A 25,449-nucleotide genomic window follows, 5' to 3' on the forward strand; every position below is an offset into this window, starting at 1 on the left:
ACGGTTCCAACAACTGAGGGGATGCTACTGCTGCTCCGGCGGGCCCACAAGGGGACCGCACCACAGAGCGCGAACGTACACTAGGGCCCCTGGGAAGCGCTTCCCGAGGGCCACAACTGTACGTTCGCGCTGATGTGAGGCAGCGAACGTCCTTCCACGCAGCTTTCCGCGGGCCGTTGTCAGTGCAGTGATGAAGGCCTACGCTGTGCCCACGGCCCCGTTTGGGGGACCGGCGTCTTCGATGTCCCGGACGCGGCCAGCGCGGCAGCCCTTGCGCTGATGATCAACTCGTCGGCAACGTATATGTGCGGCTCAAGCCGCTCCTGACGCCGGAAGAGATTGACGAAGCGTCCAAGAAGACGCCCTCGTACCGGGCCCAGGGACAATAACGGGGCCGGGCAATGGGGCCCGCCAGGCACTGGGCCGGCCACCCGCCGTCGTGCTTCAAAAGCGCACGACGGCGGCACTCGCCACCGTGACTTACCGCGGCGTTTGCCGGGGCATGGTCTCCGCGAAAGCCAAAAGGCAGGGCGGCTGTTAAGCCGCCCTGCCTTTTAGGTGCGTACGGGGCCGTTCCTGCGCCCGGCTTTCGGGCTACCTGTTGCGATGGAGTGCAGGGTAGCGGTCCCGCCCGCCTGCCGGATGCGGATCCGGCAGCCTGCCGGCCGGTGGTCACCGGCTGGCAGCAACCCTTGTTCGTTCTGTTGGCGGTGAATCACATGATCCCGGTGGGTACCAGCAGGGCCCAGGCCAGGGCGGGAGCTGCGAGGACCACGCCGCCGGCGTACATCATCAGCTGCTTGTAGACGCGCTGGCGGTCGTTGTCCCGGGCGTTGGCCACCACGAGGGCGCCGTCCGTGGAGAAGGGGGAGACGTCGACGACGGTCGCGGCGATGGCCAGTGCCGCGACGGTGCCGGAGGCGCTGAGGGAGCTCGTTGCCAGCAGCGGGCCGGCCATCGGGATGAACGCGGTCAGCAGTGCCGTGGAGGAAGCGAAGGCGGAGCCGACGCCGATGACGTAGCAGAGGACCAGTGCGATCAGGAGCGGTGCGCCCAGGGCAAGGGCCTGCTCGGCGAGGGTGTCGATGACGCCGACGTGCTGGAGCAGGGAGACGTAGGTGATCATGCCGGCCACCAGCAGGACGGTGGACCAGGAGATGCCGCCGATGAAGGTCTTGTGTTCCTTGATGTTGATGAAGGCCAGGAGGAGGCCGGCGGAGAGGGCGACGAACCCGATGGGCATGTGGAAGCCGAGCGTGCACACCAGGATCACGCCGATCAGTGCGAGCGTGAAGATCTGCTGGCCCTGCGGGCGTCCGGCGCGGGGCGTGTCCAGGCCGGTGAACTCGTTGGCGTGCTTGTCGCGCAGCTTGCCGAGGAGGGCGAACAGCACGATGGTCAGGGCCGACAGGATGAAGTTGAGGGCGAAGCTTGCCGTGAACAGCGCGCCCTGCTCGATGGGGAAGCCGTTTTTCACCGAGATGTCGTGCACCAGCACGCCGGCGACGGAGAGCGGGGAGAAGCCGCCGGCGTGGGCGCCGTTGATGACGAAGGCGCCCATGAGGACCGGGTGGATGCGGGATTCGTAGGCAAGTCCGAGTGCTGCCGGGGCGAGGAGTGCGACGGCGGCGGGGGAGAAGGTGCCCAGTGCGGTCAGCGCGGCGGCCATGAGGAAGAAGACCCAGGGGAGCAGCATTGTCTTGCCCCGGACCAGGCGGACGCAGGTCTGGACGATGATGTCGATGGACCCGTTGCGCTGGGCCATGCTGAAGAAGTAGGTGACGCCGATGATCGTCAGGACGATGCTGGCCGGGAAGTCCGCGAGGATTTCCTTGTCGGTCATGCCGAGCATGAAGTAGCCGACGCCGAATGATGCAACCAGCCCCATGACACCGATGTTCAGCGGCCATTTGGTGGCGACGACGAACATCACCACGAGGATGACGAGCGGGATGATCTGCGTGGCGGTCATGGTCGGCTCCGATTCCGAGGCGGCCGCGGGGCTGAACAAGACACCCCCGAACAGGAGGGCGGCCAGACCCAGAATAGCGGTGGCGACTACCGTCATCAGCACTATACGGCGGCGGCGGTTCGGGCGCTGGGAGAGTTCGTCGCGGGTCTCGGTATCCAGGGGTGCAGTACGTTCTGCGGTTTTAGTCATGGTGCTGTCTCCTCATTGAGTGGCGCTGGTCAGTTGATGGCGCTTGCGAGGGAGGCTTCGACGGCGCTGCCGAGGGCCTCGGGGAGGTGGATGGTGGTGGTCGCCAGGGTGCGGGCGGTCCGGTCGACGCCGACGAGCAGCGATCCGGACTGTTCCTCGCTCCAGGTTTCGATGACCCCGGCCGGTGTGCGCAGCCGCAGGGTGGGCTGGACGGTGTTGCCGGTGATCTCGTTGAGCACGGTGCCCGGAGTGCGGGCGGCGAGGGTCAATGCGATGCTGCCGGTGATGGCGAGGGCCGGGTGGGGCTTGCCCATCGAGAGCATCATGACGCTGACGTCGCTTGCGGTATCGGCCTGCGCCGGTGCCGCCGCAATCGCGACCTTGGGGATGGCGCGGGCCGCCTCGGCTGTGGTTGCGGCGAGTCCCATGCGCACTGCTGCCTGCCGGCGGATGTGTTCGAGGGTCTCCAGTTGCAGCTCCACCCCGGCGAACCAGGTGTCGTAGCGCTCCGGGTCGAGGCCGAGGTCTTCGGCGCGGAGAATGACCACGGGTGCTCCGGCGTCGACCATGGAGACGGTCCAGCGGGTTCCGCCGGCGGTGATGGTGTCCGTGGCCGATCCGGTGGGAAGCAGTTTGCCGGTGCTTTTGCCGGCGGGGTCCTGGAAGCCCAGGCCCACCCGGTATCCGGGGAACGGAACGCCCGGCATGTGGGCTTCCGGGACGATGGGCAGTGCACCGGACGGTGTGGACACCCGCTGGATGATGATCTGGCCGGTGTTGGTGTTGCGGGTGACGATCTTGGTCACGTCACCGCTGGGTTCCACCCAGCCCTTTTCGATGGCGTACAGGCCCACCACCGCAGAGCAGTTGCCGCAGTTGCTGCCCCAGTCCACCGCGGCCTCTTCGATGCCCACCTGGGCGAAGGTGAACTCGACGTCGACGTCGTCGCCGTCGGGGCGGTGAAGGATCATCGCCTTGCTGGTGGTGGACGTCGCCCCGCCAACGCCGTCGATCTGCCGGTGGTCCGGGCTGCCGAACAGCCGGGGAAGAAGCACGTCCGGGCTGGTGCCCGTCCCGCCCAGCTGCCCGGTTTCGAAGACCCAGCACTTGCTGGTGCCTCCGCGCATCCACTCCGCTTCGATCTTCATGATCCGTTCCTTGCTTCTCGACTGCCGCGATGTGTTCGGGGCCTGTATTGAGATTGAGCCAGATCACAAATGAAGACAATGTCGGATTTGTGAGGCACCATGTAGCGATTCTTCATTCATTGCGGTGAAAGGCCCAGAGGTGCTGTCGAAGCGGATAGGGCCATGCCAAGTCGCACGCTTGCCCGCGCGTTCAGAGGCATAACTGCATAGAATGAACCAATGACGGAGAAGGCTGAAGAACTGCTTAAGGATGCTGCTGCGGATTTATTTGATATCCGGCGGCTGGCCCTGCTCGTGGAGGTGGTCGAGCAGGGATCGATCACGGCTGCCGCCGAGCTGATGCTGTACACGCCGTCGGCCGTTTCCCAGCAGCTGCGGAAGCTCGAGCAGGAAGTCGGCCAGCCCCTTCTCAACCGGCGCTCCCGAGGCGTCGTCCCGACGGAGGCCGGCCAGGTGCTGGCGGGTCACGCCCGCAAAATTGTCGGACAGATGCGGGCGGCGCAGTCGGACCTGGACCAGATTGCCGGACTCAAGCGGGGTTCGCTGACCGTCGGGACGTTCCCGACCCTTGCCGGATCGTTTATGCCGCTGGTCATCCGTGCCTTCAAAAAGAGGTATCCGGCCATTGGGTTGTCCCTGCGGAGTGCACGTTTCGACGAGCTCGTTTCGGATCTGTTGTCCGGCGTGACCGGGCTGTGCCTGCTCTGGGACTACCCCTGGAACCGCTTCCAGGACGATTCAATCCGGATCACGGAAGTCTTCCAGGAAAGTACTGTCCTTCTGGTGTCCCGCGGGCATCCGCTGGCTGACCGCGACGAGATCCGGATGGAGGAACTCCGCAAGGAGTCGTGGATCGTGCGGGCCGAGGCCCATCCGGTGGTGGAGGTGCTGCAGCGCTCCGCACATGAGGCCGGATTCGAACCGACGATCGGGTTCCTGGCCAACGACTACCAGGAAGCCCAAGCGATGGTCAGCGTCGGCATGGGCGTGGCCATGGTGCCGAAGACCGCCGTCGCCCTGCAGCACCCGGACGTCAGGGTGGTCAGCCTCGGCGACGCCGCACCCTTGCGGCGGGTACTCCTGGCGCAGCGCCAGGACAAGGTCTACGCCCCGGCCGAGGTGGCGTTCCACTCCACCCTGCTCGAAATCGCGCGCGAACACGCCGGAGACTATCTGTAGCCCGGATGGGGCGGAGTTTTTGTACAGATAATCGCCTCTAAAGGGCCCTTAACTCGCGATACGTGTACAAAAACTCCACCTCGTGGACGTTCGGGGTTGTTGGTTAATCCGCCAGCAGCCCCATGAGAACTATATGAATCGTCCGCTCCAGGGATGCGGCGAAGCCGGCCGGCAGAAACACGAGGGACGGGTCGGCGGTGTACGCGTCCTGGACCGCCTGGGGCGGGTGGGTGTGAGTCCACAGCGCGCCGGCGAACAGCGTGATGGTTCTCGTGGCTTCTGCTGCAAGGTCCTCGCTGAGTTCGGGGAGGACCCGCCGGAGCGCAGCGGTGAAACCGGCCAGGCTGACATAACCGTCCCGCTTGTACTTCGCGACCGTCGCTGCGGAGACGTTGTGCTCGAGGACGCCCGCCTGGACGCTGAGCAATTCGCACAGCATCGGGTGTGCCGCGATCGCTTCGGCCAGTGCCGCGGCGACGCCTCCGGCCCTGGCCCGGACCGAGTCGTCCGCATCGACGGCGCCCGGCAGCTGCTCCGCAAGCTGGGTGAAAAAATCGTGCGCGAGCTGGATGAGCAGGTCCAGCAGCACCGCCTCGCGTGAGTCGAAATAGCGCAGCACGTTCGATTTCGCCAGCCCGACGCGGCGGCTGAGCTCGTTGAGGCTGATGGCGGAAACCGGCATGTCGGCCAGCATCTCCGCCGCTGTCTGCAGGATGGCCTGCCGCCTGACCTCCCGCTGGTCCTCGCTTCGGGCGCGCTGAAAAGTACTCACGAGACCATTTTACAGACCAGAGGTCTCTTGACTGTAGACCGCCGGTCTTTTACATTAGAGACCAGTGGTCCCTTATGTGTCGGACCGAAACGAGAACACGAGAACAGGAAAAGACATGGACAAGAAGGTTGCACTGGTAACCGGCGGCTCCTCGGGCATCGGCGAGGCGGCCGCCCGCCAGCTCAAGGACGCCGGCTTCACGGTATACGCCGCGGCGCGGCGGACGGACCGGATGGCCGACCTTGAGCGGGCGGGGATCAGGACGCTCGCGCTCGACGTGACGGACGCAGGGCCGGCGAGCGCCGCCGTCGAACGCATCATCGCGGACGAGGGGCGCATCGATGTCCTCGTGAACAACGCCGGCTACGGCTCCTACGGCTCCCTGGAGGAAGTCCCGCTCGAAGAGGCGCAGGCCCAGCTCGACGTCAACGTGCTCGGCCTGGCGCGGCTGACGCAGTTGGTGCTGCCGCACATGCGGACCCAGCGGAGCGGCAGGATCATCAACATCAGCTCGATGGGCGGCCGCTTCGCGACCCCGCTCGGCTCCTGGTACCACGCCAGCAAGTACGCTGTCGAAGGCCTCAGCGACGCCATGCGGCTGGAGGTCGAGCAGTTCGGCATCGACGTCGTCGTCATCGAACCGGGCGGGATCCGCACCGAGTGGGGTGCCATCGCCGCTGACAAGCTGCGCGCCACCTCCGGACACGGCGCCTACCGCACGCAGGCCGAAGCCATGACCAAGACGCTCGCCGCAAGCTCAGAGCCGGGCTACCGGCTCGCGTCGGCACCCGAGGTGGTGAGCCGCGCCATCACGAAGGCGGCCACCGTCAACAAGCCCCGCACCCGCTACAGCGTGGGCATGGGGGCAGCCCCCTTGATCTGGCTAAGCCGGGTCCTGCCCGACCGCGCTTTCGACTCCGTCATCAAGCGCTTTGCCGGCGTACCTGCCTGATAAGAACGGAGGCCGCCCCCATGGGCAGGTTTCCTGCCTTGGGGACGGCCGCCGTCGTTGGTTTTACTAACCGTGATTTGGCGCTATGGAACGCTTCGCCTCGTCGTCCTATCCATCACGTCCCGGCCGAGCCACAGGCCCAGGCCGATCATGGCGACGCCGAGGATCAGGTGCAGCCAGTTATCGGCAGTGTTGAACGGGACAAAGTTTGCTGCCCCTTCCATGTCGATGACCAGGCCGTAGATCCACAGCAGCACATACACGATGCCGCCGCCTAGCAGGAAGTTCCGGGCCATCCGGTCCGAGCGGGCCATTGCAATGCCCGCCACACCGAACAGCAGGTGGACGATGTTGTGCAGCACCGACACCTGGAACACTCCGAGCAGCATGGCGCCGGAGTCATGCCCGGCAAAGCTCATGGCGCCGTAGTTGGTGGTGATACCCGGGATGAACCCCAGGACGCCAACCAGCAGGAAAACCGCACCCAGAGCCATGGCGGTGTTGTGAAGGGACAACCCCATAGCGTGGTGGTGGGTGGGGTGTGAAGCGGTAGTCATTAGTCTCCCTTTCACGCTGGGTACCGGCTCTTCAGATGGAGAGCCGGCCTCGCGGCAGGAGTCGCAGGAAACCTGCCGACGTCCACAGCCTACTCCTGAAAACCGCGTGTGGGCAGGTTTCCCTCACCCCCATCCTTGGGGTGCGCCGCGGAGCTGCTGCAAGGTTTTTCCAAGGGGGCTTGGAAGAATCCTTTATCTCCCGGTGGCCCCGCGGTCATCGCGCTCCTTGAACAGTGGCGGTGCTTTGTTCTCCGCCAGGTGCATTCGCGTCCGTCTGCACCCCACGCGACTTTCGCGCACATCCTCGCCGCCGTAATGCGGCATCAAGAATTGGGGGCCACACGTGTCACTTAAATCGAAGCTTGCTGCCGTGCTGACAGCGGCCGGACTGCTTGCTGCACTGCTCGTGGGGCTCACCGCTCCGGTGGCGAATGCGGTAGTGCCGGTAAGCGCAACCGTGGAGACTGCCCCGATTCACGGAACCGGGGATGCCGCGGACGATCCGGCCATCTGGATCCACCCCACCGACCCCTCGCTAAGCACCATCATCGGCACGGACAAGAGCACCGACGGGCGCGGCCTTGTGGTCTACGACCTGTCCGGACGGGAATTGTTCTACTACCCCGACGGCCGGATGAACAATGTTGATGTCCGCTACAACTTCCCCCTTGGCAGCAGCCGCGTCGGCCTGGTCGGTGCCTCGAACCGCGTCCGCAGCCTGGACTTCTACAAGGTCAACGAGTCGGACCGTTCGCTGACGAAGGTCGGCAGCTTCGCGCCCACTGCCAACATCGCCACGCCCCGCGGGTTCTCCTTCTACCACTCCCCGGACACCGGCAAATACTTCGCTTACGTCACCGACATCGGCAAGGTCGAACAGTGGGAACTCGACGGCTCCACCGGATCGGTGACCGGCCGGCTCGTACGGAGCTGGACAGTAAGCGGCCCGGCCCACACTGAGGGCCTGGTGGCCGACGACGAGATGAAGCGGTTCTACGTTGCGCAGGAGGACATCGGCGGAATCTGGCGCTACGGCGCCGAACCCGGGGATTCGACCGTCGGGACGAAGGTCGTCACCACCACCGAGGTTGGCGGCGACATCGTCCAGGACATCAAGGGGATCAGCATCTACTACGGCAGCGGCGGCGCCGGTTACCTGCTGGCCGCAAGCCAGGGCTCCAACCGGTTCCACGTCTATACCCGCGACGATAACCGGCCGCTGGGAGCTTTCAACATCCCGGCTGCGAACGGAATCGACGCGGTCACCGGCATGGACGGGATAGATGTGACCAACTTCGGTGTCGGCGGGCCCTTCCCGCAGGGCTTCTTCGTCACGCAGGACCATGCCAATGACACCGGGAGGCAAAATTTCAAGGCGGTGCCGTGGCAGTCCATCGCTGCCGCTTACGCGCCGGCTTTGCTCGTCGATCCGGCCTATGACCCGCGTAAGATCGGGGCCGGGCCGGTCACCCCCGCGCCGCCCGACACTACGATCACGAGCCAGCCGGCCAATCCGACGACCTCGACGTCGGCCCAGTTCACCTTCACCTCGACCTCCGCCAGCGCGACCTTCGCGTGCTCGCTCGACTCGGCTGCATTCGTCAGCTGCACCAGTCCGGCGTCGTACACGGAACTGGCCGCCGGCTCGCACACCTTCCAGGTTCGCGCCTCCGACCAGAATGGCGTTGACCAGACCCCCGCCAGCTATACCTGGACCGTGAACACGCCGCCTCCGGGCGGGGACACCACGCCGCCGGACACGACCATCACCTCGGGACCTCCTGCGACGACGACGGCGACCAGCGCCTCGTTCTCATTCACCTCTACTGAAGCCAATTCGACCTTTCGGTGCAGCCTGGACGGCGCGGCGCGCACCGCCTGCACCTCACCCCAGAGCTACACCGGGCTGGCGGCCGGATCCCACACATTCTCCGTCTGGGCCACCGACGCGGCCGGCAATACCGACCTGACAGCAGCAACGCGGACCTGGACCGTCAGCACCGGCGGTACGGGCAGCACCATCGTCCGGGAGTCGGTGAGCCAAGCCACGAACACGACGGCGGGCACCACGCTCACGATCCCCAAGCCGGCCAATGTGGTCCAGGGCGACCTGCTCGTCAGCTGCGTCGCCCTCAACGGCGGCACCATCGGCACAACGGGCGCCCCGGCGGGCTGGACACGGCTGGCGGCGGTGACCACCATCGCAAACCCGAAAGTCTACGGCTATTACAAGGTGGCCACGGCGTCAGAACCGGCGAGCTATGCCTGGACGACAACCTCGACGACGAGCGGCGGCGGCATCGCGAGGTACTCCGGCGCCTCAGGGCTGGACACCGCCGCCACGTCTGCGTCGGGCGCGGCAGCCTCGTCCGGCACCGTCCCAGCGGTCACGACCACCACCGCGAACGCGATGCTCGTCGGCTGCATGAGCGTCAACTCCAGCTCCGTCACCCTCACGTCGCCGGCCGGGATGGCGCAGGCCGTTGAGGCCGGTGCACGCCGCTTCGAGCTTGCCGACGGCATCCAGGCGGCCGCGGGATCAAGCGGTACGAAGAGGTGGACCTTCAGCTCCGCCCGCGAGTGGGCCGGCTGGCTGGTTGGGCTTCGGCCGAAGACGCCGTAACCCGTCTCGCGCTCGCAGGTATTTGCCGAGGAAATTTATCGCCCAGGGAAGGTTGCCGCCGTCCGGTCGGCCTGGGTTGGCGGTGCCTTCCTGTTCGGCCGGGTGCCGCGCCGGATGACGTATTCGGCCACCGCCAGGTTGATCATCCAGGCCGCACCCATGAGGACGGCCCGGGTTGTCACATCGGGCGACCCCGTGAGGAGCTCCGGGATGATGAGGATGAGTGCCTGTGTTCCAGCAGCAATTCCGATGGCGTAGGCCCGGGTCATCCAGGCGCCGTGCCGGGCGAAGTCCCTCCGGCCGATGGCAAGAACTCCGAGGATGAGGCTCACCAGCAATGCGCTGCCGAAGACCAGCCGGAGGATGAGCAGGAGGAGCCCGTCGCTGGGCGGAAGTTCGTAGAACAGGGCCATCCACAGTCCGGAAAGTGCCGCGAGGAAGCCGGCCGGTATCAGGAGGCGTCCCGCTGCCCGGTGCCAGCTGCGCCTGCCCCTGCGGAGGGAAGGGCTGAACTGGAAGGCTCCCAGGAGGGAGTAGGCCGTGGCGCTGACAATGTGGATGACCACCGGGACGGGGGAGGTGAAGAACCTCTCGTTCCTCGGCGTGATGGCAGCACCGCCGGTCAGTTCGGTGAGACGTGCGGCTCCGGCGAGCACCGGGATGAGCGTGAGGAAGATCAGGCCGGCCTGCACCAGCCAGCCGGGCCGCCGTCGTTCTTGGGAGCCGGGCAGGGAGTTGCCGGTCTGAGCGGAAGCCTGTGCGGTGGCATTTCTGGTGGTGTTCACGGGAATCTCCTACTCGCCTGCGATGCGGATGACGACGTTTCCCCTTTTGTGCCCGGCATCGACGTAGCGGTGCGCGTCGGCGATGCCGGGGAGGGTGTAGGTGCGGTCGACGACGGCCCTGTAGCGGCCCGTTTCCGCGAGGCGGACGAGCGATGCGAGGTCTTCGGCGGTGTACCGGAGCTTCAGGTCGCCGGCGGTGACGAGCTTTCCGCTTCTGCGGCTGTTGCCGGATGCCTGGAGGATCCCCTTGAGGTCGGCGACGACGAGAAGCAGTTTTCCGCCCGGGTTCAGGCTGCCGGATACCCGGCTGAAAGGCGCGTTGCCGACGCAGTCCATGATCACGTCGTAGGTGTGGTCCCCGGCGGCGAAATCCTGAGCGGTGTAGTCGATCACCCGGTCCGCGACCAGGGAGGCCACCAGATCCCGGTTTCCGTTGCTGCAAACGGCCGTGACATGGGCGCCCAGGTTCTTGGCGAGCTGCACCGCGGCTGTGCCCACCGCGCCGGAGGCGCCGTTAATGAGGACGGTGTCGCCGGGCCTGATCTCGGCGCGGGCCAGGAAGCAGCGGGCTGTGAGACCGCCGAGGACGAGCGTGACAGCCTCCTCGAAGCCCATGGTGCGCGGTTTGGGGGTGATGGCTGCGTTCTGGGATACCGTGACGTATTCGGCATGGCCGCCGAACTTTGCCCCGAGCATGGCGACCACCTCGTCGCCGACGCCGAACCGGTCCACGTCCCGGCCGACAGCCTCGACCACGCCGGCGACGTCCATGCCCAAAACCCTGTGCCGTGGCCTGAAGATGCCCAGTCCGAGGGCTGACAGGATTTTCAGGCCCGCGGGGACGGTGCGGCTGCGGGCGCGGTGGTCGGCGGCGCTGAGCGTGCTGGCGTGGACTTTGATGAGGACCTCGTCCGGCCGCGGTGCCGGCCTGGGGATTTCCCCGACGCGGACCACCTCGGGCGGGCCGAACCGGCGGTAGGACGCAGCCCGCATGGTGCTGCCCGGATGACCGTGGCCACCTGTCCGGCCAGGATGTCGGTCAAATTCTGCCGCTGCCTGCTGAGTCTTCATTGGAAGCTCCTCCACCAATGGTGTACGGCGTACACCTTATGGAAGAAAGATTAGGTGTACGGCGTACACCTGTCAATGGCGTAGATTTGAAACTGGGAAAGGGGAGGTCCGTGGCCCAGCAGATCGAAGAGCAGCGGCGCGTGCGCCTGAACCGGCAGCGCGTGCTGCAGGCTGCCGTTGCGCTGGCCGACGAGGCCGGCATCGACGAGCTCAGCATGCGCAGGCTCGGGCAGGAGCTGGGCGTCGTGCCGATGGCGCTGTACAAGCACGTTGCCAACAAGGAGGAGCTCCTCGACGGCATGGTCGAGGCAATCATCTCCGAGATCGACCCGGCGGTGACCGACCCGGCGGCAAGCGGCGCCGGCTGGAAGAACGCTGTCAGGCTGCGGGTGCTGTCGGCCAGGGCCGTGCTCCAGCGGCACCGGTGGGCCCGGCAGGTGCTGGAATCACGGACCAACCAGACCCCCGCCGTCCTCGGCTACATGGACTCCTTCATCGCCATGTTCCTGGCCGGCGGCTTCTCCGTGGATCTCACCCACCACGTCATGCACGCCATGGGCAGCCGCATCTGGGGCTTCACGCAGGAACTGTTTGATGACTCTGCCGGCCAGCCCGGGGGAGGCGCCGTTGAGGTGGCACCCGAAGTGCAGGCTGCGATGTTCGAGCAGATGGCGGCGCGCTATCCGAACATCGTCCAGGTGGCCACCGCAGCGAGTCACGATGAAGGCTCCGTGGTGGGCCACGGTTGCGACGACCAGTTTGAGTTTGAATTTGCGCTCGACCTGCTCCTGGACGGCTTCGAGCGGCTCCACCGCCAGGGATGGACCTCGCGGCAGGCCAAAAAGCAGCAGCGGAACGACGGCCGTCCCGCCGCCCGTTGATCAGTTACGATTTAACCCATCAAGGGGAGTACTCCCGTCTGTGAGTGGCCCGTCAATACGGATGCAGCGATGCATCCCGGGCCGCCGGCTCCGGCTAAGCCGGGCGGAGGAGACCTTGGCGTACATGTCAACGCCTACCCCTTTGGAGTACCCACCATGCAGGTAACCCCTCTGGTCTGGATCATCACCATTGCCGTGACCATCCTGTTCTTTGTCTACGAGTTCTTCGCCCACGTCCGCAAACCCCACGAACCGTCAACCGGTGAATCGGCGCGCTGGTCGGCCTTTTACATCGGACTGGCGCTGCTGTTCGGCGTCGGGATCGGAATGGTCTCGGGGTGGACGTTCGGCGGAGAGTACTTCGCCGGCTACCTCACCGAAAAAGCCCTGTCCGTCGACAACCTGTTCGTCTTCCTCATCGTGATGGCAGGGTTCGCCGTTCCCAGGAAGTACCAACAGAAGGTGCTGATGGTGGGCATCATCATCGCCCTCATCCTGCGCGGCGGCTTCATCGCCATCGGGGCCACGCTGATTGAGAACTTCTCCTGGGTGTTCTACATCTTCGGCGCCCTGCTGCTCTTCCTCGCGTACCGGCAAGCCTTCGGCGGCCATGACGCCAACCCGGCCGACGGCAGGTTCATGAAATTCGTGCGCCGCGTCCTGCCGGTCACGCCGGACTACCACCGGGACAGGCTCACTGTGAACCTGGACGGCAAGCGGTTCGTGACGCCGATGCTGCTCACCATCATCGCCATCGGCTTCGTGGACCTGGTCTTCGCGGTCGACTCGATTCCCGCAATCTACGGCCTGACGGGCGAGGCGTATATCGTCTTCACCGCCAACGCTTTCGCCCTGATGGGCCTGCGGCAGCTGTTCTTCCTCATCGGAGGACTGCTGGAACGCCTGGTGTACCTCGCGCAGGGCCTGGCCGTCATCCTGGCGTTCATCGGTGTGAAGCTGGTCTTCCACGCCCTGCACGTCAATGAGGTGTCCTTCATCAACGGTGGCCAGCCGCTCCTGTGGGTGCCCGAGATCCCCATCTGGTTCTCACTGCTCTTCATCGCTGCCACCATCCTGGCGGCCACGGCGGCCAGCCTGGCCAAGACCCGCAGCGGCGGGGCTGGCGACGGCGGCGAGGCTGCCCTCGGTGACGGAGCGGCCCATGACCGCACCTCCGCGGCGACCGGGCCATACCAGGATGCGGACGCTGGCGTGGGTGAGGACAGGGACAGCAAGGCCAGCAGCGGTCGGTAGCCCCCGGGCCGGCTACCCCTGCAGGACGCACGACGGCGGCACCAAAGCTTGGGTGCCGCCGTCGCCGTCTGGTGGGCTGGAACCTTAGACAACCACCTGCGGGATCAGGAATCCTGGTCCACGGCAACGATGACCTTTCCGCGGGTATGTCCCGCCATGTTGGACCGGAAGGCATCCGCGGCCTGTTCCAGCGGGAAGACTTCGGCAACTTCAACGCGGATTTTCCGGCTGTCCACCAAGTCGGCCAGTTCCTGCAGGTCGGCGCCTACCGGGCTGACCCACATCCAGGTGCCGCCATGCTTCTCCGCTTCACTGTCCGCGATCGAAGCATGCCGGCCTCCTTCAGCCAGCACGGCCAGCGTTGCTTCCAGGTTTCCGCCCACGAAATCGGCAACGACGTCCACGCCGTCAGGGCGCAGCGCGCGCACGCGCTCTGCAAGTCCATCCCCGTAGGAAACCGGCTCGGCACCCAGGGAGCGGAGGAATTCGTGGTTCTTCTCCGAGGCGGTGGCAATGACACTGGCGCCCATGGCTACGGCGATCTGGATGCCAAGGGATCCCACGCCCCCGGAACCACCGTGGATCAGAACAGTTTCGCCCGCTTTCACGCCCAGCCGGTTGAGGACCTGGTAGGCGGTCAGCCCGGCCAGGGGCAGGCCCGCCGCTTCGTTCCACCCCAGCGAGGCAGGCTTCCGCGCCAAAACCCGCTCCGGCAGCGCGATGTACTCGGCAAAACTTCCGCCGTGGACGTAGTCCTTGCGGCCATAGGCGATGACCTCGTCGCCGGGCTTGAACTGCCGGGCATCGATGCCTACCGACTCCACCACCCCCGTCACGTCCCAGCCGGGGATCGCGGGGAACTCCAGGTCCATTACTGCGTCCAGGTAGCCGGCCATGATCTTCCAGTCCACCGGGTTCACTGCGGCTGCCCTGACCTTGACGAGGACCATTCCCGGCCCGACCTTAGGCATCGGCTGATCGCCGTATTCGAGAACGTCCGGGTTTCCGTATGTGCTGTAAGTGATTGCCTTCATGTTTGCCACAACCACGTGGCCGGACTTCGCTATTCCGGATGCGGACACGACGTGTTGTATCGCACCGGGCGGCAGGCCGGGTGCCGGACCGGTTCAGGCGGGAGCAGGTTGGGATCCGCCCTGTGCCAGCCCCATGAACATGGTCCGGTGCAGGATGTCCACGTGTTTGCGTGAGATTTCGACGGCGGTGTCCCCGTCTCCCGCCCGCAGCGCCGCCACCAGGTCGATGTGGTCGCCGTTGGACTTGTGCAGCAGCTCGATGGGGTAGGGGATGAAGTAGGCATAGAGCTCGGCCAGCGTCTCGTGGTAAATCCCGACGGCGGTCCCCAGGCAGGACGCTGTCCCCACCAGCTGGTGGAACTGCTCATCCGCCAAATGATAGGCGGACCAGTCGGTGGAGTCAGCCATCTCCCGGGTCAGCCGCTCCAGCTCATCCAGCTGCCCGGCCGTGGCGTTGACCGCCGCATAGTGCGTCACCGCGCACTCGAACAGCAGCCGCCGGTCCACCAGCCGGTTCACCGCCTGCGACTCCGCCGGGGAAGCGGTCAGCTCGGCCAGCACGTCCCGCGGCGGCTCGTCCGCCACGAACGTCCCGCCGGCCCGGCCGCGCCGGCGCACCACCACGCCCTGGTCCGCCAGGCTCGCCAGCGCGCGGCGGGCCGTGATCGGGCTGACGGAAAGGCCCAGGGCCACGTCCTCCTGGTCGGGCAGGCGCTCGCCGGGCTTCAGCAGCCCCAGCGAAATGGCCATGCCGATCCGCAGCCGGACGGCGTCGATGGCGCTGCGGCGGTCGATGCCGGCCAGTGCACCGCCACCGATGGCAGAGGAAGCTCCGGCGGGGAAGGAGGTGTCCTCCAGCTGTCGGGTCATATCCGCTACTTTACGGCCCATCGGCACCCCTTCCCATAATTCGATCATTCTGATCTAATATATTCCAGATCACACCCCAGTTCTGGAGTAAACCCATGCAACGCATCCTTCCCCTCATCGCTGCCCAGGCCCGGCCGCGGCTGATCGGCGAGCCCGTCCAAGCCTTCGCGGACGAGGTCACGGCAGCCCTGGGCACCAAGCCGGACAGCAAAATGGTGGTCTTCCCCGAGCTGCACCTGTTCGGCGACGGGAATCCGGACCGGCAGCGCACCGAAGCGCTGCAGGATTCGGCCGAGCCGCTGGACGGCCCGCGCGTCAAGGAACTGAAGGAGCTCGCCGCGGACCTGGGCATCTGGCTGGTGCCGGGCAGCGTCTGCGAGCGCGGCCCGGAAGGACAGCTGTTCAACACCCAGTTGGTCCTCTCCCCGGAGGGGGAGCTGGCCGGCTACTACCGGAAGATCTTCCCCTGGCGCCCGTTCGAGCCGTACGACCCCGGCGACCGGTTCACCACCGTGGACCTGGCCGGGATCGGCCGGGTGGGCCTGAACATCTGCTACGACGCCTGGTACCCGGAGGTCTCCCGCCAGCTGGCCTGGATGGGCGCCGAGGTGATCCTCAACGTCGTCAAGACCACCACCCCGGACCGCCGGCAGGAGCTGGTGCTGGCCAAGGCGAACGCCATCGTGAACCAGGTGTTCGTGGTCAGCGTCAACTGCGCCGGCCCCACCGGCCAGGGCCACAGCATCATCGTCGACCCCGAGGGCAACACCATCACGGAAGCCGGGGACGACGCCCCGGTGCTGCTCACAGCGGACCTGGACCTGGCCGCCGTCGAACACGTCCGCACCCACGGGACGGAGAACCTCAACCGTCCCTGGTCCCAGTTCCGGGACGGGGAGGCCGCCGTCGAACTGCCCGTCTACCAGGGGCGGATCAATCCGCTGACCTGGACGCCCCCAACTTTCAATGCCTAAGGACAACCACGTGACCACACCAACCCTGACCCGCACGCTGAAGCTGCCCTCGCTGGTGCTGTTCGGCCTGGCGTACCTGACCCCGCTGATCGTCCTGGCCATCTTCGGCCTGATCGCCGAGACCACGGGCGGGGCGGCGCCCTCGGCCTACCTGGTGGCGATGGTGGCCATGCTGTTCACCGCGCACAGCTACGGCCGGATGGCCATTGCCTACCCGGTGGCCGGCTCCGCCTACACGTACGTGCGGAAGTCCATCGATTCCCGGGTGGGCTTCCTGGTGGGCTGGGCGATCCTGCTGGACTACCTGTTCCTGCCCATGGTGATCTGGCTGATCGGCAGCTCGTACCTGAACGCGCAGTTCCCGGGGGTGCCGATGTGGCTGTGGATCGTGGGCTTCATCCTCATCACCACGGTGCTGAACATCCTGGGCATCAAGGTGGCGGACAAGGCCAACTACCTGCTGATGGCGTTCCAGATTCTGGTGATCGTGATCTTCGTGGGGCTGGCCGTCGGCAGCGTGGTGTCCGCCTCCGGCGCGGCCGGCCTGGCCAGCACGGAGCCGTTCTTTAACGGCACGTCCAGCTTCGCCACCATCTCCGCCGGCGCGGCCATCGCGGCGTATTCGTTCCTGGGGTTCGACGCCGTCACCACCCTCACCGAGGAAACCGTTGACCCGCGCCGGAACGTGCCCCGCGCCATCATGCTCATCGCACTGATCGGCGGCGGCATCTTCGTGGCCGTCTCCTACGTCACGCAGCTGGTGCACCCGGGCGGGGTGTTCGAGGACTCGGCGTCCGCAGCCAGCGCCATCGCGCTGCAGATCGGCGGCCAGGTCTTCGGCGCGGTGTTCCTCGCCGGGCTGGTGGTGGCGCAGTTCGCGTCCGGCCTCGCCGCGCAGGCCAGCGCCTCCCGTCTGGTCTACGCCATGGGCCGCGACTCGGTGCTGCCCAAGGCGGTGTTCGGAAGGCTCAATGCCAAGTTCCACACCCCCGTTGTGAACCTGGTGGTCACCGGCGTCGTGGGCCTGATCGCGATCTTCCTGGACGTGGCGACGTCGACGTCGTTCATCAACTTCGGCGCCTTCACCGCCTTCACGCTGGTCAACGTGTCCGTGGTGTTCCACTACGTGCGGCGGCGGCGGGCGGGGGAGCAGCTGAACTTTGTTTCGTACGTGGTGGTGCCCGCGGTGGGCGCTCTCGTGTGCGCGTACCTGCTCTCCCAGCTGGACAGCAACGCCATTACGCTGGGACTGTCCTGGCTGGCGCTGGGCATTGTGGTGCTGGCCCTGATCACGCGCGGCTTCCGGGCCGCGCCGCCGGAAATGACGACGACGGAGAAGGCCACCGTGGAGGCCGCCGCCTAGGGTTTTGGGAACTTACGGGAGGAAACTGAGGTGAGGATAGCGCTCGGGCAGCTGGAGTCCGGTACGGACATTGCGGCGAACCTGGCCGCGATCGACCGGTTCGCCGCGTCCGCCGCCGCCGACGGTGCCGCGCTGGTGGCCTTCCCGGAGTACGCGACGTACGAGAAGAAGATCGTGGATGCCTCGTTCCCGGCGGCGGCCGAGCCGCTGGACGGGCCGGTCTGCCGGGAACTCGCGGCCACCGCCGCCCGCCACGGCATCACGCTGGTGGCGGGCGTGGTGGAAACGTCCGACGAGGAGGGCCGGGCGTACAACACGCTGGTGGCTTTCGATTCCTCGGGTGCATTGGTGGCGGTGTACCGGAAGATCCACCTGTTCGACGCGCAGGGCTTTGGGGAGTCGACTTTTATCAAGCCGGGGCCGTCCACCGAGCCGGTGGTGTTCGATGCCGGGGAAGCGATGTTCGGCCTGATGACCTGCTACGACCTGCGGTTCCCGGAGCTTGCCCGGTCACTGGCCGACGCCGGCGCTCAGGTTTTGCTGGTGTGCTCGTCGTGGGTGCCGGGGACGCACAAGACGGAGCAGTGGCTGGCCTTGAATGCGGCCCGGGCGATCGAGAACAGCGTGTACGTGGCGGGGGTGTGCCAGGCGCCGCCGGTGTCCGTTGGCCGCAGCCTGCTGGTGGATCCGATGGGGTACGTGGAGGCGGATCTCGGGCTGGAGCCGGGGGTGCGGGCGGTGGAGGTTTCTTTGTCTACCGTGGCGCGGGTGCGGGAGCAGTTCCCTATGTTCCGGCAGAGAAGGCTGTAGGTCTACGCTTCCTCGTAGATCGCTTCCTCCTCAAGTTCATGCTGGAACCGTAATCGGTGTTGTGGGGTCGACTGGCTTCCGGTGAAGACCTTAACTCCTTCTCCGTCAGCCTCGGTCTCGGGCTGGTGATTGAGACTCTCATTCCGTATGGCTTCAAAAGCTTCCCGTGCTGTCAGTGCCTCCCTGGCGACCTGATGCTCGCACGGGTCCGAGCTCACACCTTCGTCCTGCGCCAATGTGTCCCAGTGGGAGCGTTCGTATCGGGGCCAAGCTTGTTCCCGTCACACACGGGCACTTCCCAGCAATTGCTCAGCTTGGGCTGCTTGTGTCGCTATAATCTTCCCCGGGGGACTAACCTGTCATCTGGTCTGACGCAGGGGCTATATCTCAGTGATACCGCAGGCAGCGAAGCCGCCCACAGAAATTAGCCAATAAAATGCCAATTAAGTTAGACAGGATCTGCAATGACAGAGAACACCACGGTGCCGGAAGCTCCGCGCAACGGCAAAGCCCAGGCGGCAGCGGACAAGGCGTATCGCAAAGCGTCGCGGCCTTGGTTCAAGAAGAAGCGCTTCCTTTTCCCTCTGATCATTGTCGCGCTGATGATCATTTCGGGAATTGCAAACGGCGGCAAGGAAGAGCCCGCAGCTACTGTTGCTCCTTCCACAGACGCATCGGCTGTGGCGGAAACATCGGCAGCAGCGGCTCCCGCTCAAAAGCCCGCCCCCGCACAGGCAGTTGCCCCAGCACAAACGCCCGCCCCCGCAAAAACAGCTGCCCCCAAGCCTGTGTCAGTTGAAGCCGCTCAGCTACTCGCAGACTTCGAGGGCAACGAGGCCGCTGCCGACGTGAAGTACAAGGGGAAAGTTCTGCAGGTCACTGGCCACGTCGCGAAGGTCGATACTGAGTTCCTTGACAAGGACCAGTATGTCGTAAGGCTGGACGACGGTAGCCAGTACAGCATCATCAGTGTCAACTGCAATGACGTTGCCTCCGCTCAGGCAGCCGCTGTTGTGCCCGACAGCACCGTAACGGTACAGGGTACGTTCAAGGATGGCGGAGACCTCGGCGTCGAGATCAAGGATTGCCGAGTCCTCTGATTCGAAGGCTTCAGGTCCGCGGTCCAGGTCCGTGTCCGTACTGGGCGCGGACCTGGACCGTTGTCTTTGAGGGAGGGTCCGTTGGAGCCGACGACCGACACGGTGCCCGCCAGGACGACTTGCGCGGGTGGACTATGAGGTTGCGCTGCTTCTGGGTTCGCCCTAATGGCTGCGCTGCTGGCGGTCTTGACGGGTGCCGGCCTTTTCCTCACTTAGTGGTCGCCTGAGGACCCTCCCCTGCGCCTTGAGCGTGAGGGACACGTTCGCTGCCGCCTTCACTTTGCGGAAGACTGTTGCCGTGAGCAACTCTCCCCGCGGCAGCAACCAAACCCGCCAGCGCACCGGCCTCGCCGTGGCCGGCCTCAGCCTGGGCACGGCGCTGAACCCGCTGAACTCGTCCATGATCGCCGTCGCCCTGGTGGTGCTGCGCGAGGACTTCCGGCTCGACGTCGCCACGGTGACCTGGGTGATCACCGCCTTCTACATCACCTCGGCCGCGGGGCAGCCGCTGATGGGCCGGCTGGCCGACAGGTTCGGGCCGCGGAAACTCTTCATGCTGGGAATGGGGCTGGTGATCGTGTCCTGCACGCTGGCGCCCTTCTCGCCCGACTTCGTGTTCGTCTGCATCGCCCGGGCGCTGATGGCGCTCGGTACCGCGACGGCGTACCCCAGCGCCCTCGTCATGGTCGGCACCCTGGCACGGCTGGCCGACACGACCTCCACCCGGCCGCTCGGGCGCATCCAGATGGCCACCACCTCCGGGGCGGCGGTGGGCCCGGTTGTCGGCGGGCTGCTGGTAAGCCTGGTCGGCTGGCAGGCGCTGTTCCTGATCAACGTGCCCCTCGCACTGGCCGCGCTGCTCATGGTCCGGCGGGCCGCGCCGCCGGACGAACGGAGGGAGCACGGGAGCATCGCCACCCTGCTGCGCGATTCCGACATCCCCGGCATCCTCGCGTTCACCGGCGGCCTGGTCCTGCTGCTCATGGGCCTGTTGAACGCGCTGCCCGGCTTCCGCTGGTGGCTGCTCGCCGGGGCCATGGTCCTGGCCGTGCTCTTCGCCTGGCGGGAGCTACGCTTCGACCGGCCCTTCCTGGACCTGCGGCTGCTCGGCAGGAACCGGCCGCTGCTGCTGGTCTACCTGGGCTTCACGGTATTCAGCAGCGTCTACTACTTCGCGTTCTTCGGGTTGCCGCAGCTGCTGCAGGAGGCTGCGGGCTACGACCCCGGCCTGGTCGGGGCGCTGATGCTGCCGCTGGCGGCCATGTCCGTGGTCGTCACCCCGCTCGCCGTCCGGGCGATAGACCGGTTCGGCGTGCGGCGGGTGCTGATCGCCGGCGTCCTACTTCTGACAGTTGCGGCAGCGGCACTGTGGCTCCTGACGGGGTCGTTCGCCGTCTTGCTGGTGCTGCTGCTGACAGCCCTGATGGGCGTGCCGTACGGGTCGGTCAGCATCGCCTCCAACCAGGGGCTCTACCTGTCCGCTGCGCCGGAGGAAAGGGGAGTGGCGGCGGGGATCTTCCAGACCTGCCGGTACGTCGGCGCCATCAGCGCGACGGTGATGATCGGCATCTTCTACGGCACCGGCGTCAACCAGGAGAACTGGGGCCGGGTGGTGCTGGTGATGCTGGCACTCTCCGTGGTGACGTTCGTGGTGTCGCTGCTGTGGCGGGAGAAGAAGGCGGCGTAGGGGCTCTTAGGCTTGGCAAAGATGAGACCCGTCCTCGTTTACCGCATCATGCCGAACAGCACCCGCCGCGCATTCTGGGGTGTAGACGGGGTAGAGCCGCCAGTCGCCCTTGTGCTGAGTTCACGTACCGTGAGCCTTGCCGGAAACCATTCCGACCAGCCACGCCTGCCGGCGCTACGTCGTCCATAGCCTTGGTCCTTACGTTCCCGTTGTTGGCACGCGCCCATCAGTGGTGATTCGGCTCGCCCGCAGTAAACACGAGTGGCTAGCCCAAGTGCCTGCGAAGGAGCCGTCCCGCGACTCAGCGGAACGGCTTCCTTTTTTCGATCAGGACTTGAATCTGGGCTAAGTGGTCCGCCTATTTGATGGTGGCGCTCCAGTTGCCGTCCGCGATGACCGAGTAAAGGCCAGGTCGCCACACGACGGTTCCCTTATACGGTCCGATCTCATTGATAAGTAGGTCACTATCCAACCCGTGAGTCTTAACAGCAATGTTGTGCGAACCGTCATGGGTAAACGTAGCTGAAGCGATCTCGCCTGTGTAATAGAAGACGTCGTCCCCATGCCCAGTAATGGGTGCTTTTCCGTTGAAGGACTTCACCTTCTGAAGTGGCACTAGCGTGATCGTCCACGCTCCGCCAGCGGTAATCTCCAGCTTGGATGTCTCAGTGCTTGACCAGCCGCCATCCAGTAGGACCGTGCCATTATAGTTGCCGATCTCGTTCACCAGGAGGTCGGTGGACTCCAAGGATGAATCCAGGGAGTGGACGGCGAAGTTGCTCGGCCCTTCGTGCTGGACGACGAGAGCTTCGGCGCCTGTGTCGTGTTTGGTGATTGCCACAACGTCATCACCAAAGCCGGAGTAAACCTTTGGCTTTAGTTTTGCCTCTTCGGCAGCCTTCTTGGCAGCTGCAGCCTTCTCGGCGGCTCTCTTGTCGGCGGCCGCCTTCTCGGCCGCCTTCTTTTTGGCGGCAGCCTCCTCTGCCTTCGCGGCTGCGATCACATCGCTTTCGTTCATATCGATGTTTAGCCGGATAAGTTTCGCGTCCGTGCTGGACCCGGCCGCTGGGACAGAGGAAAGAACCTTCGCGTCCCCCGGATAGCGGCTCTTCCATTCCTTTCCGTCCTTGCCGAATGCGACGCCGCTTAAGCCGTCATTGTTAAGCAGGTTGTTCGCCACAGGGAAGAGTTTTCCGGTGACATCCGGAACAGTCTTTGTTACCGCGGATGATGAAGTGGCCGAGGTATTACTACCTGCGGGCGTGCTGTCACTGCTGCATCCCGCCAGCATGACTACCAGGACGGCTGCCACGGAAATGCATCGTATTCTTTTCAAAGTTTCCCCTTTTTCGATAAATTCTGTGCATCGCCACAGGCCGGACGGTGCGAGTCGGCGCGCCTGTCGCGGGATTGCTGCAGAGCCCAAACTTGGTTGCAGTCATCCAGACTTGGATCTTTGACTAGGACGCGTCGCTCACGTCCCGCTTACTAGTGCTGTCGGAGTCACGGAGGCGTCGATCCAGGTAGGTTGCGTCAACGGTGGCTGTTCATTGACGATTCGGCCGAAGAGGCCCCTCTAACTAGGAATTAATCCCAAAAGAGAGGGGCCTCTGCGGCGGAGAGGGCAAGTTTGTTGAGCATGATTCCCGATATGTCAAATGTTAGATTCAGTGGTGCTCGCTCAGGGTACACGCCGCCAGTGGGTAGTCAAAAAACGATTCTGAAGTGCCAGTTAGCGAACCATCCTGGGAGTGTCACAAGCAATGACGTCCGAGCTAGTCCCCGTTGCGGCTGAACTGGACGGACAGGGACGGTGATCACGTTGGCTTAACGCTCTCGCCAAGCAGATAATGGTCGACGGTCGCGCCCTGAGCGGCGATCACGGAACATGGGGGCACGCCGTGGCGGCCCAGAAGGAGACTTGAAAATTGAAGACTGGCTTATTGATCCTTGCGGCTTTTTCGCTGGCCGTCCTTAATGGTTGCGCTTCAGCCGAACCGTCAACGTCGGTAGTGCAATCTATAACAGCGACGCCGACGCCTCCCGCGGACGGGGGAAGCTTCTCGACGCTTGCAGAGTTGCAAGAGGCGTACGTGGCAGCAGGGGGTGATTGTGGGAACCTTGACCAAGCCAACAACGTAAAGCTGGCGGCTGAGTCGGGCAACTGCAATGACCAAACCGTAATTTCGACCTACATATCGACTGCGGACGTCAGTCAGGTGATCCAGAACGTCAAGGCGTTGAACGAAGAAATCGACTTTCAGAGCGACGACGTCTGGCTTACGGGTCAAAACTGGATCATCAACGGCCCTGACGCCGCCGACATGCAAGAAAAACTCGGTGGGCGGCTGGTCAGCTTCAAATGACATCAACCGGCGGTCGCAAGTCTGCACGGCAGTGAAATTGAGAAGTCGGGGCGGCGTGGTGTTTGGTGCCTGTCATGCGGGCCCTAATGCCGGGACGTTCGTCGTGTAGTTGCTGTGCCGGAGCGGAAGGCGGCGTAGACGAACAATCGTGGCTGTTGCCGTGAGCGCGGAGTTGGTACAGCGCGCTGGCCGCCCCAGCACCGGTTCGGTGCCTTGCGCGCCAGGCAACTAACTACTCCAAACGTTAAGCACTGGAATCCCTTTGCGACGGGCATTCTCAAGATCGGCTCAAGACTGAATCAACGTTGGCCCAAGATCTTCGCACTTTCCGCTCTCCCGGCATATCGAGAAATAGGCTTTTCAGTAGCAAGATTTTGGCTTTAGACAAAGGGCCCGGCTATTCGCCGGGCCCTTATTTAATGGGGAAAACATGTCGCGGTATGGAATGCCTTTGGGGCCACGAGGGGCGGGCGCGGGGCCGGCTCCGAGAACGCCTAAGAAGCCACGCGTTTCCACCTGGATTGTCGGGGGCCTCACTGCGCTGTTCATGATCCTGGGGGCGTTCAGAGGTGGGCTCGGAGGCGCACTGGTCTTCCTCGCCATCACGGCCGCCCTTACTGGTCTCTATGTCTTAGTGACTGGCCGCCGTTCGTGGGCCTGGCTTCCGGCCAAGCGGAAGGCGGGCGCCATCGCGGTCGCTGTTTCCATTGCCCTGTTTATCGGCGGTGGTGCCGCGTTGCCGCGGGCCGTCACGACAGACCTTCAAGCCGCGTCACCGGCTAGCACAGCATCGCCCGCCCCCGCCGAAGCGAGCGAAACTCCCAAAGCGACACCGACGCCGTCGGCCGTCCCAACCGCGCAGGAGACGGGCGCTCCACTTGATCCCGACAGCCCCGTCCTCTCGGCGCAGGGCGCCGACGTAGCGGCACCGAAGTCGCAGCCTGCCTTCGCTACCAAGGCCATCGACCTGCTGGCCACCCTTCCCGTCAAGGGCCGGGCACCCAAGACGGGTTATGACCGGGGCCTGTTCGGGCAGGCGTGGGCCGATGTGGACCGCAACGGCTGCGACACACGCAATGACATGCTCAAGCGCGACCTCACGGCCGTCAGCTACACCAACAGCGTGCCCTGCAAGGTGCAGTCGGGGACCCTGGCGGACCCTTACACCGGCACCACCATCAACTTCCTGCGGGGAAGTGCCACCAGCAGCGCCGTGCAGATCGACCACGTTGTTGCCCTCAGCGACGCCTGGCAGAAGGGCGCACAGCAGCTGACCGTGGAACAGCGGACAGCGTTCGCCAACGACCCGCTGAATCTCCAGTCGACGGACGGCCCCACCAACATGCAAAAGGGCGACGGTGACGCCGCCACCTGGCTGCCGCCGAACAAGGGCTTTCGGTGCGAATACGTGGCCCGGCAGATTTCGGTGAAGGCGACGTACAGTCTGTGGGTCACCCAGGCGGAACACGATGCGATGGCGCGGATCCTGACCAACTGCTCGGGGCAACTGGCGCCTACAAACGAGAAGGCGCCAGCCGTTGCGGCACCCGCACCGGCGCCGGAACCTGCAGCCGCACAGCCCGCACCCGTCGTGGCCGCGCCTGCCCCGGCAGCGCCCGCTCCCGCGGCAGCTGCGCCGGCCCCGGCTCCAGTTGCCCCGGCACCTGTGGTGCCTGCACCGGTTCCCGCTGTGCCGGCACCGGCAACTGCCTACTACGCCAACTGCACGGCGGCGAAGGCCGCAGGAGCCGCTCCGCTGTACGTCGGGTCACCGGGTTACCGGCCCGCGCTGGACCGCGACTCCGACGGTGTCGCCTGCGAAAGCTAGACCAATTCCATCACTCCACAGTTCAAAATTTTCC

The 25,449-nt window shown here is 65.2% G+C and carries 21 protein-coding genes; 12 read left to right on the top strand and 9 right to left on the bottom strand.

Annotated features, from left to right (window positions below):
* Positions 1 to 715: 715 nt before the first annotated feature.
* Positions 716 to 2,161 (bottom strand): SLC13 family permease, encoded by a 1,446-nt coding sequence (locus tag ACFUTU_RS01150; RefSeq protein WP_377959942.1) that lies wholly within the window; start codon positions 2,159 to 2,161, stop codon positions 716 to 718.
* Positions 2,162 to 2,190: 29 nt separating this feature from the next.
* Positions 2,191 to 3,309 carry a PrpF domain-containing protein gene (locus tag ACFUTU_RS01155; RefSeq protein ID WP_377959943.1) on the bottom strand — a complete coding sequence of 373 codons (1,119 nt, stop codon included), beginning with the start codon at positions 3,307 to 3,309 and terminating at the stop codon, positions 2,191 to 2,193.
* A gap of 219 nt (positions 3,310 to 3,528) precedes the next feature.
* Here ACFUTU_RS01155 and ACFUTU_RS01160 point away from each other — a divergent pair, with 219 nt between their 5' ends.
* Positions 3,529 to 4,488: a LysR substrate-binding domain-containing protein gene (locus ACFUTU_RS01160; RefSeq protein WP_377959944.1), complete on the top strand. Its 960-nt coding sequence runs from the start codon at positions 3,529 to 3,531 to the stop codon at positions 4,486 to 4,488.
* 103 nt (positions 4,489 to 4,591) lie between these two features.
* Here ACFUTU_RS01160 and ACFUTU_RS01165 read toward each other — a convergent pair whose 3' ends face one another.
* Positions 4,592 to 5,260, bottom strand: a complete 669-nt coding sequence (locus ACFUTU_RS01165; RefSeq protein WP_377959945.1) for a TetR/AcrR family transcriptional regulator — start codon at positions 5,258 to 5,260, stop codon at positions 4,592 to 4,594.
* A gap of 115 nt (positions 5,261 to 5,375) precedes the next feature.
* Between ACFUTU_RS01165 and ACFUTU_RS01170 the strand changes: the two genes are divergently transcribed.
* Positions 5,376 to 6,212 carry an oxidoreductase gene (locus ACFUTU_RS01170; protein ID WP_377959946.1) on the top strand — a complete coding sequence of 279 codons (837 nt, stop codon included), beginning with the start codon at positions 5,376 to 5,378 and terminating at the stop codon, positions 6,210 to 6,212.
* Positions 6,213 to 6,295: 83 nt separating this feature from the next.
* Here the strand turns inward: ACFUTU_RS01170 and ACFUTU_RS01175 are convergent, their stop codons facing one another.
* Positions 6,296 to 6,769, bottom strand: a complete 474-nt coding sequence (locus ACFUTU_RS01175) for a DUF4383 domain-containing protein (protein ID WP_377959947.1) — start codon at positions 6,767 to 6,769, stop codon at positions 6,296 to 6,298.
* 343 nt (positions 6,770 to 7,112) lie between these two features.
* Between ACFUTU_RS01175 and ACFUTU_RS01180 the strand changes: the two genes are divergently transcribed.
* On the top strand, positions 7,113 to 9,392 hold the full coding sequence (locus ACFUTU_RS01180) for a phytase (RefSeq protein WP_377959948.1): 2,280 nt from the start codon (positions 7,113 to 7,115) through the stop codon (positions 9,390 to 9,392).
* 35 nt (positions 9,393 to 9,427) lie between these two features.
* Here ACFUTU_RS01180 and ACFUTU_RS01185 read toward each other — a convergent pair whose 3' ends face one another.
* Together ACFUTU_RS01185 and ACFUTU_RS01190 are read right to left on the bottom strand one after the other, a co-directional pair.
* Complete coding sequence (locus ACFUTU_RS01185) at positions 9,428 to 10,177, bottom strand: DUF2306 domain-containing protein (protein WP_377959949.1); 750 nt, start codon at positions 10,175 to 10,177, stop codon at positions 9,428 to 9,430.
* A 9-nt stretch (positions 10,178 to 10,186) separates the two neighbouring features.
* Complete coding sequence (locus tag ACFUTU_RS01190) at positions 10,187 to 11,248, bottom strand: NAD(P)-dependent alcohol dehydrogenase (protein ID WP_377959950.1); 1,062 nt, start codon at positions 11,246 to 11,248, stop codon at positions 10,187 to 10,189.
* 110 nt (positions 11,249 to 11,358) lie between these two features.
* Between ACFUTU_RS01190 and ACFUTU_RS01195 the strand changes: the two genes are divergently transcribed.
* The gene (locus tag ACFUTU_RS01195; RefSeq protein ID WP_377959951.1) at positions 11,359 to 12,129 is read left to right on the top strand and encodes a TetR/AcrR family transcriptional regulator; all 771 of its coding nucleotides are present in this window, start codon (positions 11,359 to 11,361) and stop codon (positions 12,127 to 12,129) included.
* Positions 12,130 to 12,285: 156 nt separating this feature from the next.
* Positions 12,286 to 13,383, top strand: coding sequence for a TerC family protein (locus ACFUTU_RS01200; protein WP_377959952.1), 1,098 nt, complete (start codon positions 12,286 to 12,288; stop codon positions 13,381 to 13,383).
* A gap of 104 nt (positions 13,384 to 13,487) precedes the next feature.
* On the opposite strand, the gene ACFUTU_RS01205 is transcribed toward ACFUTU_RS01200, so the two are convergent.
* On the bottom strand, positions 13,488 to 14,417 hold the full coding sequence (locus ACFUTU_RS01205) for an NADP-dependent oxidoreductase (protein ID WP_377959953.1): 930 nt from the start codon (positions 14,415 to 14,417) through the stop codon (positions 13,488 to 13,490).
* Between the two features lie 93 nt (positions 14,418 to 14,510).
* A complete protein-coding gene (locus ACFUTU_RS01210; RefSeq protein WP_377959954.1) occupies positions 14,511 to 15,287 on the bottom strand; it encodes a FadR/GntR family transcriptional regulator in 777 nt (258 codons plus the stop codon).
* 95 nt (positions 15,288 to 15,382) lie between these two features.
* On the opposite strand from ACFUTU_RS01210, the gene ACFUTU_RS01215 reads away from it, so the two are divergent.
* The 5 genes from ACFUTU_RS01215 (at position 15,383) to ACFUTU_RS01235 (ending at position 21,221) form a co-directional block, all read left to right on the top strand.
* A complete protein-coding gene (locus ACFUTU_RS01215) occupies positions 15,383 to 16,261 on the top strand; it encodes a carbon-nitrogen hydrolase family protein (protein WP_377959955.1) in 879 nt (292 codons plus the stop codon).
* 10 nt (positions 16,262 to 16,271) lie between these two features.
* Positions 16,272 to 17,624, top strand: coding sequence for an APC family permease (locus ACFUTU_RS01220; protein WP_377959956.1), 1,353 nt, complete (start codon positions 16,272 to 16,274; stop codon positions 17,622 to 17,624).
* A gap of 30 nt (positions 17,625 to 17,654) precedes the next feature.
* Positions 17,655 to 18,434: a carbon-nitrogen hydrolase family protein gene (locus ACFUTU_RS01225; protein WP_377959957.1), complete on the top strand. Its 780-nt coding sequence runs from the start codon at positions 17,655 to 17,657 to the stop codon at positions 18,432 to 18,434.
* Positions 18,435 to 18,898: 464 nt separating this feature from the next.
* Positions 18,899 to 19,534: a hypothetical protein gene (locus tag ACFUTU_RS01230; RefSeq protein WP_377959958.1), complete on the top strand. Its 636-nt coding sequence runs from the start codon at positions 18,899 to 18,901 to the stop codon at positions 19,532 to 19,534.
* A gap of 298 nt (positions 19,535 to 19,832) precedes the next feature.
* A complete protein-coding gene (locus ACFUTU_RS01235) occupies positions 19,833 to 21,221 on the top strand; it encodes an MFS transporter (RefSeq protein WP_377959959.1) in 1,389 nt (462 codons plus the stop codon).
* A gap of 358 nt (positions 21,222 to 21,579) precedes the next feature.
* Here ACFUTU_RS01235 and ACFUTU_RS01240 read toward each other — a convergent pair whose 3' ends face one another.
* Positions 21,580 to 22,533, bottom strand: coding sequence for a hypothetical protein (locus ACFUTU_RS01240; RefSeq protein WP_377959960.1), 954 nt, complete (start codon positions 22,531 to 22,533; stop codon positions 21,580 to 21,582).
* A gap of 616 nt (positions 22,534 to 23,149) precedes the next feature.
* Between ACFUTU_RS01240 and ACFUTU_RS01245 the strand changes: the two genes are divergently transcribed.
* Both ACFUTU_RS01245 and ACFUTU_RS01250 read left to right on the top strand, forming a co-directional pair.
* A complete protein-coding gene (locus ACFUTU_RS01245) occupies positions 23,150 to 23,587 on the top strand; it encodes a hypothetical protein (RefSeq protein ID WP_377959961.1) in 438 nt (145 codons plus the stop codon).
* A 547-nt stretch (positions 23,588 to 24,134) separates the two neighbouring features.
* Complete coding sequence (locus ACFUTU_RS01250; RefSeq protein ID WP_377959962.1) at positions 24,135 to 25,415, top strand: DUF1524 domain-containing protein; 1,281 nt, start codon at positions 24,135 to 24,137, stop codon at positions 25,413 to 25,415.
* Positions 25,416 to 25,449 lie beyond the last annotated feature (34 nt).

Source organism: Arthrobacter sp. NPDC057388 (assembly GCF_042668165.1).
Classification (GTDB): domain Bacteria; phylum Actinomycetota; class Actinomycetes; order Actinomycetales; family Micrococcaceae; genus Arthrobacter.